Origin of the sequence: Wolbachia endosymbiont (group A) of Cydia splendana (assembly GCF_947179475.1) — a bacterium.
Classification (GTDB): domain Bacteria; phylum Pseudomonadota; class Alphaproteobacteria; order Rickettsiales; family Anaplasmataceae; genus Wolbachia; species Wolbachia pipientis.
Genome location: NZ_CAMXBP010000001.1, coordinates 228,807 through 245,065, shown reverse-complemented (window position 1 = coordinate 245,065; position 16,259 = coordinate 228,807). Strand labels below are relative to the sequence as shown.

General features: G+C 33.9%; 15 protein-coding genes and 3 pseudogenes. 7 read left to right on the top strand and 11 right to left on the bottom strand.

All coding sequences use genetic code 11. From position 1 onward, the window contains the following. Positions 1-229: 229 nt before the first annotated feature. A pseudogene (locus OM961_RS07520) lies at positions 230-372 on the bottom strand (N-acetyltransferase); the annotation flags it as partial. Positions 373-388: 16 nt separating this feature from the next. Between OM961_RS07520 and OM961_RS01180 the strand changes: the two are divergent. Then, positions 389-1,552: a multidrug effflux MFS transporter gene (locus tag OM961_RS01180; protein WP_264339185.1), complete on the top strand. Its 1,164-nt coding sequence runs from the start codon at positions 389-391 to the stop codon at positions 1,550-1,552. Positions 1,553-1,579: 27 nt separating this feature from the next. On the opposite strand, the gene prfA is transcribed toward OM961_RS01180, so the two are convergent. Further along, positions 1,580-2,659, bottom strand: coding sequence for a peptide chain release factor 1 (gene prfA, locus OM961_RS01175; RefSeq protein ID WP_264339184.1), 1,080 nt, complete (start codon positions 2,657-2,659; stop codon positions 1,580-1,582). Between the two features lie 98 nt (positions 2,660-2,757). Between prfA and yihA the strand changes: the two genes are divergently transcribed. From yihA to OM961_RS01155, 4 genes are all read left to right on the top strand, one after another. Further along, on the top strand, positions 2,758-3,351 hold the full coding sequence (yihA, locus tag OM961_RS01170; RefSeq protein ID WP_151807719.1) for a ribosome biogenesis GTP-binding protein YihA/YsxC: 594 nt from the start codon (positions 2,758-2,760) through the stop codon (positions 3,349-3,351). A gap of 4 nt (positions 3,352-3,355) precedes the next feature. Next, positions 3,356-4,267 carry an acetylglutamate kinase gene (gene argB, locus OM961_RS01165; RefSeq protein ID WP_182309211.1) on the top strand — a complete coding sequence of 304 codons (912 nt, stop codon included), beginning with the start codon at positions 3,356-3,358 and terminating at the stop codon, positions 4,265-4,267. Between the two features lie 414 nt (positions 4,268-4,681). Next, complete coding sequence (gene dut / locus OM961_RS01160) at positions 4,682-5,143, top strand: dUTP diphosphatase (protein WP_006279458.1); 462 nt, start codon at positions 4,682-4,684, stop codon at positions 5,141-5,143. Between the two features lie 78 nt (positions 5,144-5,221). Further along, positions 5,222-5,839 (top strand): hypothetical protein, encoded by a 618-nt coding sequence (locus OM961_RS01155; RefSeq protein ID WP_231115830.1) that lies wholly within the window; start codon positions 5,222-5,224, stop codon positions 5,837-5,839. Between the two features lie 229 nt (positions 5,840-6,068). Here the strand turns inward: OM961_RS01155 and OM961_RS07515 are convergent. The 6 genes and pseudogenes from OM961_RS07515 to yidC form a co-directional block, all read right to left on the bottom strand. After that, a pseudogene (locus OM961_RS07515) lies at positions 6,069-7,002 on the bottom strand (IS5 family transposase). 63 nt (positions 7,003-7,065) lie between these two features. Continuing rightward, complete coding sequence (locus OM961_RS01140; RefSeq protein WP_264339183.1) at positions 7,066-7,194, bottom strand: hypothetical protein; 129 nt, start codon at positions 7,192-7,194, stop codon at positions 7,066-7,068. Positions 7,195-7,201: 7 nt separating this feature from the next. Continuing rightward, positions 7,202-8,142 (bottom strand): annotated as a pseudogene (locus OM961_RS07510) (IS5 family transposase). Between the two features lie 172 nt (positions 8,143-8,314). Then, the gene (nusB, locus tag OM961_RS01120; RefSeq protein WP_007549265.1) at positions 8,315-8,797 is read right to left on the bottom strand and encodes a transcription antitermination factor NusB; all 483 of its coding nucleotides are present in this window, start codon (positions 8,795-8,797) and stop codon (positions 8,315-8,317) included. Next, positions 8,797-9,225: a 6,7-dimethyl-8-ribityllumazine synthase gene (locus tag OM961_RS01115; protein WP_006279647.1), complete on the bottom strand. Its 429-nt coding sequence runs from the start codon at positions 9,223-9,225 to the stop codon at positions 8,797-8,799. Before OM961_RS01115 ends, nusB begins: the two co-directional genes overlap by 1 nt. After that, positions 9,203-10,912 carry a membrane protein insertase YidC gene (gene yidC / locus OM961_RS01110; protein WP_264339182.1) on the bottom strand — a complete coding sequence of 570 codons (1,710 nt, stop codon included), beginning with the start codon at positions 10,910-10,912 and terminating at the stop codon, positions 9,203-9,205. Before yidC ends, OM961_RS01115 begins: the two co-directional genes overlap by 23 nt. Positions 10,913-11,046: 134 nt before the next feature. Between yidC and OM961_RS01105 the strand changes: the two genes are divergently transcribed. After that, the gene (locus tag OM961_RS01105; RefSeq protein ID WP_264339181.1) at positions 11,047-11,562 is read left to right on the top strand and encodes a TIGR02281 family clan AA aspartic protease; all 516 of its coding nucleotides are present in this window, start codon (positions 11,047-11,049) and stop codon (positions 11,560-11,562) included. 6 nt (positions 11,563-11,568) lie between these two features. Here OM961_RS01105 and secF read toward each other — a convergent pair whose 3' ends face one another. Both secF and OM961_RS01095 read right to left on the bottom strand, forming a co-directional pair. After that, complete coding sequence (gene secF, locus OM961_RS01100; RefSeq protein WP_264339180.1) at positions 11,569-12,444, bottom strand: protein translocase subunit SecF; 876 nt, start codon at positions 12,442-12,444, stop codon at positions 11,569-11,571. A 200-nt stretch (positions 12,445-12,644) separates the two neighbouring features. Beyond that, positions 12,645-13,505, bottom strand: coding sequence for a hypothetical protein (locus OM961_RS01095; RefSeq protein ID WP_264339179.1), 861 nt, complete (start codon positions 13,503-13,505; stop codon positions 12,645-12,647). A gap of 527 nt (positions 13,506-14,032) precedes the next feature. Here OM961_RS01095 and OM961_RS01090 point away from each other — a divergent pair. Then, the gene (locus tag OM961_RS01090; protein WP_264339118.1) at positions 14,033-15,358 is read left to right on the top strand and encodes an IS4 family transposase; all 1,326 of its coding nucleotides are present in this window, start codon (positions 14,033-14,035) and stop codon (positions 15,356-15,358) included. Here the strand turns inward: OM961_RS01090 and OM961_RS01085 are convergent. Continuing rightward, the gene (locus tag OM961_RS01085; protein ID WP_264339178.1) at positions 15,345-16,247 is read right to left on the bottom strand and encodes a hypothetical protein; all 903 of its coding nucleotides are present in this window, start codon (positions 16,245-16,247) and stop codon (positions 15,345-15,347) included. The genes OM961_RS01090 and OM961_RS01085 overlap by 14 nt on opposite strands. Positions 16,248-16,259 lie beyond the last annotated feature (12 nt).

The following is a 16,259-nucleotide window of genomic DNA, read 5'->3' as shown; positions in this document are numbered from 1 at the left end:
TTTTCCAATTTATCCAGCTCATAGTTAATTAAATTAGTGCCAAAATTTGTTTTTACATAGGACTTAAGAATGACATTTTTATGATAAAATTATGTTAAGTTTCTATAAAGCTTCTTGCATATTTTTAAATAATGACATATTTACTAAAAATTAAACTGCTTGTAGTAATTTAGACGAACTGTTGAAAAAGTAAGAGGAAATAAGTAAAGTTAGGACAGAGAGTAAGAGCTTTAACATAGTTGTCATATTTTTCTCAATTAACTCTGGTGTCCAATTTATCCACCACCTCTTTACGTGAGGTGTTTCTAACCATTTTAATAACAGTAAAAAATGTTCTTCTTTCAACGCTTTAAATGTGATATTTTTATTCATTAATTGAAAATCTCAAATGTTACTACCATTTCTATTAATCCTGTCTCTAATTGCCAAGTTCATTGAAATTGACATTTCCGTACCTAGTTTTCCTGATATGGTGCGCTATTTTAACGTATCAGAAGGAACAATTCAATTAACTATTGCTTATAATTTTTTAGGCTTTTGCATAGGAGGGTTGTTTTTCGGTCCATTGTCTGAATGCTACGGCAGAAGGAGAATTATGATCATAGGTAACACTTTGTTATTAATCGGCGCTGTTGGTTGTGTTTTTGCACCGTCGATTTTTTGGCTTTTAATCTCTCGCTTTGTTCAGGGCATTGGTGTCAGCACATCTGTAGTTGTGTTTGCAATCGTTGCAGACAGCTATAAAGGTGACGAAGCGGTGAAATTTATTGGAATCATGAATTCTGTTCTTACAGTTGTCATGGCAATTGCGCCAGTGTTAGGCAGTTTCATCAATGAAATTGTAGGATGGCGTGGTAATTATGCAACTGTTGCAATACTTTGTTTGATCTCTTGGGTTTTGCTGCTTTTAGCGTTACCAGAAACAAAAAAGGACCGCGATATTTTCAGTTTGAAAAAAACGATGAAAGATTACAGAAAACTACTATCTAATCCGAGGTTTGTTACGTTGTCTTTGATGTCAAGCCTCTTTTCTGCTGCTTATATGTCATTCATCACTTGTGGACCTTTTCTGTATATGAAGACTTTTGGTTTATCTAGCACTATTTATGCACTACATCAAGGTGCAATAGTTGGGTGCTTCTCACTCATCAGTCTATTTGCTGGCAAAATCTTGCAGAAACTTGGAGCAATAAAGTGTGTAATTTCTGGTACGAGCGTGGGTGCTATTGGGTCTCTATTGCTTGTAATATTCAGTATAATTGTACCCCACTCTTTCTACTTAGTAACACTGTCTATGATTATTTTTTCTATCGGTTGTGCAATTTTCCAGCCAGTGATTTTTAATGCATCAATAAATGTTTTCCCTGAAATTAAAGGCACAGCTTCTTCTGCAGTCTCGTTCATTAGAGCTTTTATCATGGCTATTTTTATCGGCTTAACAAGCTACATTTACAATGGTCAAACAATTAGTGTAGCTGTTCTTGTTTTATCCGCGATAGTACTAGAACTTGTTTTTACTGTCTATCTATTGCGTTTAAAAGATCCTATGTAATTAATAAAGATATTCCATTGTAGGCTGCTAACTTTCCCCTGCCAATCTTTCTGCTTCACTACGTGAGATTAATGCCTCAATAAATTCATCTAGTTCGCCTTCTTTGATAATCTGCTCTAGCCGATGTGAAGTTAGATTAATTCTGTGGTCTGTTATTCTTGATTGTGGGAAATTATATGTTCTTATGCGCTCGGAACGATCACCAGAGCCAATCTGACTTTTCCTCATTGTTGACCTTTCCATTTCTTTTTTTTGTCTTTCAATTTCGTATAGCCTTGCCCTCAATACTTTGAGCGCTTTAGCTTTATTTTTATGCTGCGATTTTTCATCTTGCTGTATCACAACTATCCCTGTTGGCAAGTGGGTGACCCTTACTGCGCTGTCAGTTGTATTCACTGATTGCCCTCCAGGACCACTGGATCTATAAACATCTATTCGTAAGTCTTTTTCTTCTATTTTAAAGTCAACTTCTTCTACTTCAGGTAATATCGCAACAGTAGCGGCAGAGGTATGCAACCTTCCTGAGGATTCAGTTTCTGGCACTCTCTGTACTCTGTGCACCCCTGATTCAAATTTCAACCTTGCAAAAACTTCTGTTCCATTAATGAGTGCAGAAGCTTCCTTATAGCCACCTATACCTGTATTAGAAATGCTTATTGGCTCGAACTTCCAATTTCTTCTTTCTGCATATTTTTGATACATACGAAATAACATTGCTGCAAATAATGCTGCTTCTTCTCCGCCTGTACCTGCTCTAATTTCTAATATTGCATTTCTTGAGTCATCTTCATCTTTGGGCAATAATGCTAACTTTAATTTTGCTTTTATTTTTGGTAATAATACCTTGTGCTTTTCGAAAAATTCTTCTTTTGCTAACTCTTTTATATCACCTTCGCTGTTTTCATCTTTCATTATTTCTTCTAAGTCTGAAATTTCCTCTTTCAGCGTGTTATATTCATCAATTATCTTGATTATTGGCCTGAGCTCAGAGTATTCCTTTGAAAGGGTAATGAATTCTTTTTGACTTAAATTGGTAGGATTTTCCAAATTCCTCTCTATATCATTAAATTTTTTCTTTAAGTCTTGTAAATTATTTTCCATATCCATATAGCACAGATCTAGCTAAGTAATATATACTGAAATAAAAAATTTCTTATATCAAGCAATAACACTATAATATACCTACTACCTTCTAGTTGAATATAATGGCAAAACAGATAACATCAAACTGCAATTTCATATTTGGAGCTTCGGACATAAAATCATTACCAAATGAGTCGGCTCCAGAGATTGCGTTTGCTGGTAGATCAAATGTAGGAAAATCCAGTCTGATTAACTTACTGATAAACAGCAAAAAAGCTGCCAGAGTTTCCTCTAAACCTGGATGCACTAGACAAATAAATTTTTACTCTATGTACAATGATAAGTTCAGGCTTGTTGACCTACCAGGGTATGGTTATTCTCATGCAGGTAAGGAGGAAATTATACAATATTTAAACTTAATTGAGTATTATCTAATTCAAAGAAGAAATCTAAGAAGAGTGTTTGTGTTGATAGATAGCAAGGTAGGATTAAAAGAAATAGACAAAGACTTCATTTATTGGTTAATATATAATAACATTAACTTTAACGTTGTGCTAACAAAAATAGATAAAGTAAGTCAAAAAAGCTTAGGTGCTGTTATAGAAGATATTCAAAGATGGATTAATAATGAGAATGTGTCAATTCATCAAATGAGCATCCGTGTTAAGCATAAAATAACCAAGGTAAGAGATGAGTTTTTCAAGTTTACAAGATAAAAAAATGAAGAGTAGTGAATTCTTAAAGGGTGAGGTATCATTTGAACAAAAAGCAGAAATATTATTTGAAGTGCTATCTAATATACCTAGCTTTGTAGGCGAGACTTTTGTCATTAAATGCGGTGGTACAATAATCTTAGATGAAACACTATTTAACACTTTTGTGCATAATGTTGTCTTGTTGAAGCAGCTTGGTATAAATCCGGTAATAATTCATGACGGAGAATATGAAATTAACTCGGTGTTAAAAGTGCTGGGTATGGACAGTAAATTTGTGAATGGTATCAGACTTACAGACAGAGACACTATGAAAATCATTGAAATGGCACTGTGTGGCTCAGTTAATAAAAAAATTGTTCAGCATATAAATTCTGCTGGTGGTTCAGCTATTGGATTATGTGGAAAAGATGGTAACTTAATTAAAGCCGAAAAAATAACCGCTACGCTTAGAGAAGATAGATCAAATAATATCGAAAAGATATTAGACATGGGGTTCATCGGTAGACCCACTGAAATCAATCCTGATATATTATTTTTTATTGAAGAATCAGATTTTATACCAGTTATTGCACCAATTGGTCATGGAAAAGATGGGGAAACATATCATATTGATGCCGATAGCACTGCAAGCGCAATCGCAATCGCAGTTTCTGCATCTAAAATGATAATCTTGAGTGACACAGATGAAGAAATAGATAAAATTGGTGGCAGGAAGATATCTGTTAAAAATTTAAATGCATCGATTGATTGTGGGAAAATTAAAGGGGAAAAATTTATTGAAAGGCTTATGGCATACGTTAAAATGGCGGAGGAATGTGCTGGAGTTGTTCACATAGTTGATGGTAGAATACCTAACATTATGCTTGATTTATTTACTGAGAGTAATTCAAGCATATCGATTGTGAGTGATTTATAGCTATACTGCTTGCAACTACACGAATACCAAGAGGGTGTCATTCAAGTAGCTGACACTGGAATGACAGCAATCTACGTCATACCGCGATTCATTCGCGGTATCTCTAGATCCCGCTAACAAGTAGCTGGATGACGGTTGTCAGGGTGTCATCCCAGCGCCCTTATGATGTCATCCCAGTGCCCAGACACTGGGATCCAGAAGACTTAATTTCAACCAAGTGGCTGCATAATAAGGACTAGATTCCAGACTGGAATGACATCATAGAGGCACTGGGATGACAAAAAAAGGAGCACTGAACTTGTCAAGGAATTTTATGGCCTAGCGTCACGCGCTGGAATGACATCATTTACATTTATCACTTTTGCAGATACAATTTACATGCTATAATTGAGTCTTCATAGATGGTAAATTGGAGTGCAAAGAAGTAAAATTAAAGTAGAAATAAAAAGGTTATCACACGGAGAAGACTTGTCTCTTCCATGTTATGCAACTACGCAGAGTGCTGGCATGGATCTTTATGCTGCATTGAATGATTCTGCTGTTTTAAATCCACTTGAAAGATTACTTGTTCCAACTGGAATTGTGATTGCAATACCAAACGGTTTTGAGGGGCAAATCCGCCCACGTTCTGGTCTTGCTGCAAAACATGGAATCACTGTCTTAAATTCTCCGGGTACTATAGACTCTGATTATCGAGGTGAAGTTAAAATTTGTCTAATTAATCTAAGTAATCAGCCATACGAAATAAAAAGAGGAGATAGAATCGCACAAATCCTTATTTCTCCTGTATCTCAGGTAATTTGGGATGACAGAGAAGAATTCTGCGCAGAAGAAACCGGTCGCAATGCAGGGGGCTTTGGCTCAAGCGGCAGGTAGCTTACGAAAAAGCTTAACTATGACAGTTCTTTTATACACAATTTAAGCATATTAATATTTTATTAAATGAAGTCGTTTATGCTAACTTTCAAAAATCATTGTGGCCAGCTCCACAAAGCAAACACTGTATTTGTTGCATTTACTGCTATATACGTTATAGGTGGATTAGCAATACTTTCAACACCGCTTTGGAGGCCTTCAACTTGCAAGCTAGCAGCTTTTGCAGCTACACCACTTGGAATGGGCGTTTTAGCATTTGTTGCTGCTGCGCTGACTTATTTAGCAATATATGCTATCAGCAAAAATAACGAAATATCTGAGTTGAAAGCTCTGAAGGTTATTAAGGATGGGTTGCTAGTAACAAAAGACGCATTTAGGGAAATTGCAAGGAATAACCAAGTTAAAGATGAAGAAGGTAAGGTAGAAAAGGATAAATATTATATAGACTTCAGCTTAGAAGGCAAGAACTACCGTATTATTGTTGATATTAATCAGCTTACCAGTATACTAGGCAATACTTTACTCTTCAAGATAGGTTCACTAAAAGAGAAAAACGATGAAGGTAAGTTCGAGGCAGTAAATGAAACAAAGTGGAATAAAACATTAGGTTTAGACAAAGATGGTGCTAAAGAGGTTAACACTTATTTAGGCTCACCTATTGTTGAACAAGCTGCTAAAGGAAAAGTACCAGACTAGACAGCTAAGTATAAAAGAGGTAGATTAAGTCTGCCTCTTTGTTTTTTTGATTTTCAGTGTTACGCGCATAACTGCATGGATGTTGCGATTCTCAAGGCAACGTATCTGTTTAGATGCATGGCTAATGCTGAAACAAAAATTCCAGTGTTCCCTTTCTTGTCATCCAAGTAGCTGACACTGGGATGGCTTTGTTGCATCACACTTTATGAGATGGTGATTTATGGTAAATTCATGTAACTATCTCAAATTTAGCCATACCAATATCAGTGAATTTATTAAGCAAATAGCATTTAGTTCTTTTTCTCGATTTATCTCAGATTTATTCCTAAAACTAAATCCGAATATTTGCTTTAATCTTGAGAAAAACCCTTCAATATAAGATCTTTTCCCATAATTTACTTCTTTTTTCCATTCTTTCATGCCATCTTCACCGTATAATTTTATTAACCTAATAGCAGCATTCCTGTCAGACATATAATCTATTTCTGGATGTTCTGCCGCATTGTTTATTGGTGGAATTTTTGTCTTTATATCATATTCGTTACACAACTTATAAAACTTGTGCCTATCACATGCTCTATCTGCATATAGTGCTTTTATGGCATGCTGAAAATCAACTTCTTTTAGCAAATCACAAGCTCCATAGTGATCAGAGTAGACACCGTTACTGTATTTTACAGCTATGGCTTTTTTGTTGTTTATATTCAACATTACGTGCAATTTTCTCGTTTGCTCATAGCCACGATATTTTCTGTCAGTGCTATTTTCCTTGCTGTGTGTTGTTGTATATACTAATTCCTGTACTGTCTATAGCAATTTCGATATCTTCCATATTATTTTCTGCAATCATTTATCTTAATATTAAGTTTCTTAAACCTTCTTGATGCTTGTGAATAGCTGATAACTGCCAAATCTCTTCCTATTTGTTACAAATACCCTTTTATAAACCCGACTGTTTGTCTTAAACCAATTCTAAAGAAACTGACGATTATATGCACCAAAATCACAACTTTATCACTATAAATATAGTTGCCGCCCTGCATTTTTGGACAATTCTCGTACCAATTTTCTATGGCGTCATTGATATAACAAAAAATGCTTCCTCTTTCTTGGAGAAATTTGTTATATTCATGGCAGTTACTGACTCTCATTTTTTGTGGCATATTTTTTCTTCAACAGTTAAATGGCTATTTATAATGAATTTTGTCAGTAACTGCCAGTTCTTTTCACTTGAGCGATGCAACAAAGCCCACTGGGATCCAGCTTTTGATCGAAAATGTTGTATAGTGCACAATCAATTTTTCTGGATTCCAGTGGGCTTTGTTGCATCGCTCTTCGGATAGTAGGTAACGCACAATAAATTTATGAAGCTATCTCAAATTTAGCCATACCAATATCAGTGAACTTATTGAGCAAATAGCATTTAACAAGTAGTTCCTTCTCTCTATTTGTCTCAGATTTATTCCTAAAACTAAACCCGAATGTTTGTTTCAGTCGCGAGAAAAAACTTTCTATATAAGATCTTTTTCCGTAGTTTGTTTGCCTTTTCCACCTCTTCATTCCATCTTCGCTGCATGATTTTATTAGTCTAATTGCAGCATTTCTCTCAGCCATATAGTCTAACTTTGGATGCTCTGCTGCGTTGTTTTTCGGAGGAATTTTCGTTTTTATACCATATTGATTACACAGCTTATAGAGCTTTTCTCTGTCATATGCCCTATCTGCATATAGTACTTTTATGACATACTGAAAATCGACTTCTTTTAGCAAATCACAAGCTCCATAGTGATCAGCCGTTACTGTATTTTACAGCTATGGCTTTTTTGCTGTTTGTATTCAACATTACATGCAATTTTCTTGTCTGTTCATAGCTGCGATACTTTCTATCTTCGCTATTTTCTTTGCTATGACCAGGAGTGTTGTTGTATATACTAATTCCTGTACTGTCTATAGCAATTTCGATATCTTCCATATTATTTTCTGCAATCATTGATCTTAATATTGAGTTTCTTAAACCTTCTTGATGATTGTGAATAGCTGATAACTTGCAAATTTTTCCCAATTTGCTCAAGGTATCCTGCTATAAACCCAACTGTTTGCCTCAGGCCTATTCTAAATAAACAAGTTATTATGTGCACCAAAATTACAACTTTATCGCTATAAATATTGTTGCCACCTGGTATTTTTGGACCATTCTCGTACCACTTTTCTATGGCTTCGTTGATATAATGAAAAATATTTCCTCTTTTTTCTAGAAATTTGTTATATTCGCTATGGTTACTGACCCTCATTTTTTGTGGCATATTTTTTCTTTCAAGGTTAAATGGCTATTTTATAATGAATTTTGTCAGTAGCCACCAGATTTTTTCAGTTGCTATGCAACAAAGCCATTCCAGTGTCAAGCACTGGGATCTGGTAGACAATGTTCATACAGCAGCTACTCGGATGACACCTTGTGCTTGCTGGCTATAATTGCTAAGGATTTTTATTTAATTTAACTGCATCTTTTGCCTTATCCAATAACCCATTAATAAAACCTATTTCGCTTGGTTTATCAAGTAAATCAGATGCAATGTTAGTATATTCATTAATGACAACTGGAACTGGCGTATCACAATTAGCTAACTCACATATTGCAACACGCAAAATAGATAAGCTTATAAGATTTAACCGTGAAAGGGACCAACTTGGGTGTAAATAAGACTCTATTATTTTATCATATTCTTCACTGCTTTTTATAACCTTATATAACAAGTTTTCTAAGAACTGATGTTCAAATTCTTCACATTCAAATATATCTTTCAACTTATTTATGTAGTCCTTAAGCTCACAATTTTCCAGTTTAAAAGTGCTTTTGTTGTAACCTACGAAAATATTTGAATAAGCAATTTGTACAGCAAGAAATCTTGCCGTGCTTCTTTTTATGCGCCACTTTTTATCTACTGGTTTTTCCTCCATTATTTTAATTTATTGTGTAAATCTATCATACGCAAAACAGTTGAGGCTGCATGGCCACCAACGTTCTTTTTGTTTTTATCAGCTCTAACTAGTGCTTTATCTTTGCTGTCAGCGGTAATTACACCCATACCAAGGGGTATTGCATAATGCATAACAACCTCATTTAAGCCTTCAATTACTCCTTTACAAACATATTGATAATGATCGGTTTCACCGCGAATTACGCACCCAAGAGCTAAATAACCATCATAATTAGTATGCCCACTCTTGACTGCAAAAAGAATTGTAGCTGGTATCTCAAATGTACCAGGAACCTCGACTACATCGTAACTGGCATTACTGCCTTTTAATTTATCAATTGCACCTTCAAGCAAAAGGTTCGCTATTTCAGTATAATAAATCGAATTAACTATTAGTATTCTCGACATTTACTACCACTTTTTTTGTTAAAAACAACTTTATTAATGACTGTTGAATTAGAGTTATAATATTACTAAATATCCAATATATTACCAGGCCGGCAGGAAAAGAAGAAAAAATAAAGACAGAAATGTAAGGTAAAAACTTCATAACATTTACTTGAATATCATCTTTACTGGTTTGATCTTTCTCACTTAGCTTCTGCTGAATTATCATGGTGGCACCGAAAATTATAGGTAAAATGCCTATAGAAATAGGAAAGTTATAATTAAACAACCCAAATAATGTAAAGATGTTCGTTGGGTCAGGAGCTGAAAGATCCTTAATCCATAAAAAAAAAGGAGCATGCCTCATCTCTATAGTAACAAATAATACTTTATATAGAGCAAAAAATACCGGTATTTGTATTAGCATGGGAAAAATGCTCGACATTGGATTTACGTTGTTTCTCTTAAACAATGCAATTGTCTCTTTATGCTGCTTTAAGCTGTCATTTTTATACAACTCTTTTATACGAGTTAATTCAGGATGCAGGCTTTTTACCTTAAACATCGAAATATATGATCTATTAGATAAGGAAAGCATCAAAAGTTTGATTACTAAAGTCAGCAATAATATTGCTAAGCCAAAATTTTTTAAAGCGAAGTTAAAATATTCAAGCAGTAAAAACACTGGTTTAGTTATAAAGTAAAGAACACCAAAATCTACAGCTTTATCAAACAGGGGTATATTGAGAGTGTCCTTATAAGAATCCAGTAAATTCAACTTTTTTGCTCCAGCAAAAAAATAATTCACATTAGAAACGCTTGCACCAGGAAGTATGCTCTTGTAAGGTTTGACAAAATCTACTTGGAATTTATCAGTATTATTAACGTTTGTGTGTTTAATGCTTACATTTATTTTATCAGATTTTTCAGGTATGATGGCTGTGAGCCAGTATTTATCAGCAAAACCAAACCAATTTTTTTCACTCGTGCTTGCTTTTATTAAATGTTTTTTGGAAATATCCTTATATGTCCACTCCTCTAGTTTATTATCAAATGCACCCAGTACTCCTTCATGGGATATCCAATAAGATTCGTTGATATTGTCACGTTTACGGTTAATTTTACCATAAGGAACCAAAACTACATTATCCTTTGTATTATTTTCAACAACTTGCTCAACTTTAAACATGTAATTATCGTCGAGGTTAATTTTCATTCTAAATAAAATGCCATTCTCATTGTCCCAAGATAAATTGACCTCTTTTTGATTAAGTTTATCTGCTCGCCAGACTGCTTTAGAATCTGGAACTTTAATCTTGTTACTCGGATCGAGCCACCCAAATTCTGCAAAATATACATCTTTTGATTCTGCAGGTGACAGTAACACCACTTGTGGAGAAGAAGAACTCGGTTCTAAGTGGTAATTAGTTAAAATTAAGTCATCAAACCTTGCACCTTTCAGAGAAATTGATCCTTTAATCATGTTATTGGTTAAACTAACCCTCTGTTCTCGAGTAGAATTAATAATTTCAGAACGATTTTGGTGTATTATAGGAGCAAGGTCGTTAAAAGATTCGATATGTTCAATATTTTCAATCAATGGCTGATTTTGGTTTGTACTAAAAAAATTATCATAAATAATACGCCAAGACACCATGATTAACATGGAAAGGATAGCTGCCAAAATTAAACTTTTTGCTTCTGACATGAAATTAAATCAAACATATCTTCTTAAAGTGTATACTAAATATTGTACTAAAACAATGAAATTTACTTATTTTTAATAATAACTTTTAACGCTGATCTTTAAAATTTATTTTAATAGCTTCAAATTTTAACAATATGAACGCGGTGAAAAATCTAGTTATTTGGTTGCTAATAATAGCCACTACTGCAATGCTTATTGATTCACAAAGGGAGAAACTAAGCGACAGATTTCTCAGTACTTTTTTACCATATAAAGGAAGAATTCAAAATAGCGGTCAGAATAGTGGAAGTATTGAATTTACGAAGTCATATGATGGACACTTTTATATTCAGGCTCAAGTCAATGATCGCAATATAACGTTTTTGCTTGATACTGGAGCAACCGATATTGTTCTATCACAAAAAGACGCATTACATGTTGGTATTAACTTACAAAATGTTCAGGATTTTAAAATATATGAAACTGCGAAAGGTCAAATAAAAGCTGGAGTGGTTCAAATACCTCAAGTTAAAATAGGAAATTTTTTGATTAATGATGTACAGGCAAGCGTTAACACTCATTCTATGTCTCATTCACTACTTGGAATGAGCTTTTTAAGGTATTTTCATTTCACTATAAGAGATAATAAGTTGATATTATACCGCGACTAAACACTTCTACAATCTACTTATCAAAGCTCTGTAGGTCAATATAGGAGCAGAAATAAATATTGCAGAACAAGTGCCAATCAAAATACCAAAAAAAATGATCAAGCTGAAGTCTCTCACTGCATCTGTGCAGATTAATACCAAAGGAAGAGCAGCAAGAAGGGTTGTACCAGAAGTTAATATAGTGCGAAATAATGTAGCGTTGATACTTGCATCTACTACCTCACTCATCCGCCCACTTTTACCACTCCTGCGATACTCTCGAATCCGATCATATATAATTACTGAGTTATTGATTGAATAACCAATGACAGTGAGGAGAGCTGCAACTGATGAAATATTAAACTCAATGCCAGTTAGGCTAATAAAACCAACAGTTAAAATCACGTCATGAATCAGTGCTGTTATTCCACTGAATCCACATTGCCAATTAAATCTAAACCAAACGTAAAAAAATATTCCAACAATCGCGATCAACATGGATAACATTCCTTCAAATATTTGTGTTGAGCTTATTTGTGGGCCAACATAGTCTATTTTACGATAGCTTATTGAGCTACCTAGCTTTTCTTCTAGTATGCTTTTTATCTTTTTGATTTTATCTTCATCTCCTTCATCTTTAAAACGCATGACTAAATTATCACCCGCTTTTGAACTCTGCACTGTAAAACCATTTTCTTTTAATGCATCGAGAATAGAGTGATTCTCATCTGAAGATTTTATCTCTATCAAAATTCCGCCTGCAAAGTCTATGCCTAAGTTCACTCCACGCAGTACAACAATGAGCATTGAAAAGATGATAAGAATAATGCTAACGAGTGCTGTCAAATTTCTATATTTACTAAACTTGATATTGAGGTTATCTGGAATGAGTCTAAGTGCCATGCTATTTACTTAAACTTGAATTTTATATACTTTTCAAAAAATTCACTAGTTTATTCTGTGATTGTTTGATTATGTCAATTTTTCCATCAGTTAATTCTTGTCTGTCAATTAAGTTCTATCTAGCTTGCATACTACCATTTTGAAGTACATTACAAAAGCGAAATACTGCCAATTTGGCCCATCATTTTATCTCTGCAAGCTTATCCCCCCCTTGCTATGTTAGCAACGCAACCTAAGCTAGGTTCCTTCATAGCAGTGTTAGGTACACTGCCATATCTTTCAAAACTTTCATGCTCTATAGCTTCCTCAACACTTTTTCCTCCTAAAAGACAGTTTTCCCCTAAACTTTTTCCCCTATTTTTTAACTCATTAAGCCTTGCTCTGTTTTCCCCATCAATCTCCACTTTTATTTTATTGCTGCCTTTCTCACTAGGACTTAGATAAATACTTATCTCTCCTACCTCAGTAGTAAAAGACATTTCAATACCACCTTTTGAGACATCCATGTAATTTCTTTTTCCCCCTATTTCTTCTACATTTTCAACTCTTACTATACTTTCTCCAATTTTGAGTATGCCAACTCTTAAATTTAAGTCTTTGGCTTTTTCATTGTTTAGGATTTCTGCAACTTCAACAATACTATCTTGCGAATATTCTATACAAAAATATCCATTATCCTTGTCTAGTCCTAATACATTTTGAGTCTGCTTGCTTTTGTTTACAATACTTTCATATGCTAAATTATTAAGTCCTAAAATATTTTTATTCCTTTGACTTAAAATCTCTTTTTCTCTGTAAATACAATTTACATAATCATCGTACCTTTCTTTAGTAAATTTATTTAAAGTTGCACCCTCCGATATTACTTGTAATATCTTTTTCTCCTCTAGAAGTCTAGAATTCTCAGTAGAATCGACCCAATATAGTTCTTGTGTTGTATTAATTATACAGTCTACAAAGGACTCGCCGTCTCTATATGGAAAAGTGAACATAATTCTTTGTTCCAGTGCTTGGCTTATAACTTCATCAAGTCTCCCTTTCAACCTTACTATTACCCACAAATAAAAACATAGTATTGTATTTACTCAAATAATTTAATTTTATTAACCTGAAAGCTTATTAGATTAAAATTATTAAACTAAGAGTTATAATTTTAGCAACTAAAAGCTGTAAATTGCACCATATAAACAGTTATTTCAAGCAAAAGTTATGCCATTAAGAGCTATGCAACAAACATTTATATTTGTGGGTAATAGTAAGCCTTTCAACTCCTCAATATCATCTTCACATAGACCAACTTCATGTGAACTACTAAGGATTTTGTCCATTTCTTGCCAAATATTTTCATACTTCTCCCTTTCTGCTTTATTCAGTTCTATTTGGGCTAAAAAAAAAGAATCTTTTTTTCTTATTATGTTTGTGTTTTCATCATGAAAACTTAGATGACTGTAGCGTTCACCACAATCTGTATCATAATGACCAACATTATCATCACCACCATACGCGTCAAGTTAAGGAAATAAAGGTATGAAAGAGATAGAATAATAAGGTATAAGTTCTCCCAGATATACTTTTAGTGAGAGAACCAATGAATAAAATAACTTGCTTATCAAAAAAGCTCAAAGAATTTTTTAATGAAAAAGCAGAGAAAATCTCAATTACAACAAGGTTTATAAAAAGAAAGAGAAAGCTAAAAGGTTCATCATTCGTAAAAGCCATGGTCTTGGGTAATATAGGAGTTGATAATTGTAGCGTAGAAACAATGTGTCAATTACTAAACGAGGACTCGATAGATATAACAAAACAAGGTTTGGATTTTAGATTTACTGAAGAAGCAGTGGAATTTATGAAAAGGATGTATAATGAATCTGTGATTCTCTTTAAAAATATCTTGCAAGTTGATTGCAAAATCTTACAGCAATTTAATAGTGTTAAATTATTGGACAGTAGCTATATTACTCTACCTAACAGTATGGAAGAGATGTATAAAGGTTATGGTACTAGCTACAGTGGCTATGAAAGCAATACTAAGTCTGGAATAAAGTTACAATTAGTTTTCGACTACATGAATCAGATAATAGACCAACTTAATTTAACGGAGGGGGTAAGATCAGACCAGGGATATAGGAAACATTTAAGTAATATATTAAGCAATGATTTGCTAATATCTGATCTCGGTTATTTTGTGCCAAGTTCTTTTAAACAAATCAATGAAATAGGAGCTTATTTCATAAGTCGTTATAAATCCGATACCAACATATATGATGTAGAAACAAATCAAAAAATGGAGTTATTAGAATGTTTAGAGGATAAGTTATTTTTAGAAAACGAGGTATTGTTAGGAAAAGAAGCAAAAATTAGAGTAAGAATTATATGTCAGAAACTAACTGAAGAACAGTCTATGGCCAGAAGAAGGAAAGCTAATAGATTAGCAAGATCGCAGGGATATACATCCTCTAAAAGAAATCAAAAATTGTTGAACTGGTCAATATTTATAACTAATGTTCCAGAAAATAAAATTAGTGCTGAGCAAGTATTAACGATTTACAGAGTAAGGTGGCAAATTGAGTTATTATTTAAATTGTATAAAAGCCATATCAGGCTTGATAAGCTAAAAGGAAAGCCATGCAGAGTATTATGTGAACTATATGCTAAATTGTGCGCAATTCTTATATTTCACGGCATAGTTGGTTGCACAGAAGTGAAAAAGAATACAGAACTTAGCTTAACAAAGGCATTTATTGAGCTAAAAAGGCGGGTTAGAGAGTTATTTTTAGTATTAACCAAAATTAATAGTTTAAAAGCATTTCTTAAAAAACTCACTATAACTTGGTCGCGATTTTCATTAAAAGACAAACGTAGAAGGGCTAGAGTATCCACTTTAACCTCTCTAAATTTGCTCACAATCTCTTAACTTGACGCGTATGATCATCACCACAGTCCGAACTGTCTTCTGAGTTCCCATCACTATCTGACCAATTGTTAACTTTCGGAAATTCTGAGCTTTTCTGTTCACCTTCAAAAGTCTGATTACTACCACCAGCGCCCTTTGTCAAATTTTCTTTACTTTCACAAGAACCATCTGAACCATAGCCCTCATTCCCTTTTGGATCTGAATCATCTGGATTACAATCAGAAGTTATTTCTGTATCTTCAGAAATCTGTTGATTATCACTTTCACCTAACAAACCACCATTTGTTGGATTACATACATTTTCTGTATATTTTTGATTATTTTGTGCTTCTATTTTCCTCTTCTTGTACAACGGTTCAAACTGATCAATTTCAATCGATCGTACTCGTTTCCTTGAAGGAAAGTCCTCTGGAATCTGATCCTCATCGTCAGAATTGTGACCTGAATCACAAATTACATGATCATTGCAGGTAGAATTATGCTCTACTGAATCAGTACTTTCAAAAATTTGTGGATTATTACTCACGTCTGGCAAATCACCTGATAAACCAGTCTGATGATTATTTTCACCTGCCCAACCATCAGTTGGTGTTGGAATGCATATTCCTGTATATCTTTGGCTATCAAGAGAATCATTAGTTAATTGTACTGCTGTATAAGTTGCCCGGTCATCCTCATCATCGGAACTAATACCTGAATCATGGCCATCACCTTCTTCAATCTTTTGAGTTTCTATATCGTGTTCATTTATTTCGCTCGACGAATCATAGTTGGAAGGGTTATACTGTTGATTAGGACGTTTAAAAATTTGATGCCAATCGCTGTAAGGCTCCTTAAAATCGAAAGCAGTGCGTATAGCTTTTTCCTTGTCTGATACCCCACCATTCATATTGTATAACCA

What these genes read in the sequence shown, in the direction of transcription:
- OM961_RS01180 (WP_264339185.1), top strand. Translation starts at nt 389, where the DNA reads ATGTTACTACCATTTCTATTAATCCTGTCTCTAATTGCCAAGTTCATT.
- prfA (WP_264339184.1), bottom strand. Translation starts at nt 2,659, where the DNA reads ATGGATATGGAAAATAATTTACAAGACTTAAAGAAAAAATTTAATGAT.
- yihA (WP_151807719.1), top strand. Translation starts at nt 2,758, where the DNA reads ATGGCAAAACAGATAACATCAAACTGCAATTTCATATTTGGAGCTTCG.
- argB (WP_182309211.1), top strand. Translation starts at nt 3,356, where the DNA reads ATGAAGAGTAGTGAATTCTTAAAGGGTGAGGTATCATTTGAACAAAAA.
- OM961_RS01155 (WP_231115830.1), top strand. Translation starts at nt 5,222, where the DNA reads ATGCTAACTTTCAAAAATCATTGTGGCCAGCTCCACAAAGCAAACACT.
- nusB (WP_007549265.1), bottom strand. Translation starts at nt 8,797, where the DNA reads ATGGAGGAAAAACCAGTAGATAAAAAGTGGCGCATAAAAAGAAGCACG.
- OM961_RS01115 (WP_006279647.1), bottom strand. Translation starts at nt 9,225, where the DNA reads ATGTCGAGAATACTAATAGTTAATTCGATTTATTATACTGAAATAGCG.
- yidC (WP_264339182.1), bottom strand. Translation starts at nt 10,912, where the DNA reads ATGTCAGAAGCAAAAAGTTTAATTTTGGCAGCTATCCTTTCCATGTTA.
- OM961_RS01105 (WP_264339181.1), top strand. Translation starts at nt 11,047, where the DNA reads ATGAACGCGGTGAAAAATCTAGTTATTTGGTTGCTAATAATAGCCACT.
- secF (WP_264339180.1), bottom strand. Translation starts at nt 12,444, where the DNA reads ATGGCACTTAGACTCATTCCAGATAACCTCAATATCAAGTTTAGTAAA.
- OM961_RS01090 (WP_264339118.1), top strand. Translation starts at nt 14,033, where the DNA reads ATGAATAAAATAACTTGCTTATCAAAAAAGCTCAAAGAATTTTTTAAT.
- OM961_RS01085 (WP_264339178.1), bottom strand. Translation starts at nt 16,247, where the DNA reads ATGAATGGTGGGGTATCAGACAAGGAAAAAGCTATACGCACTGCTTTC.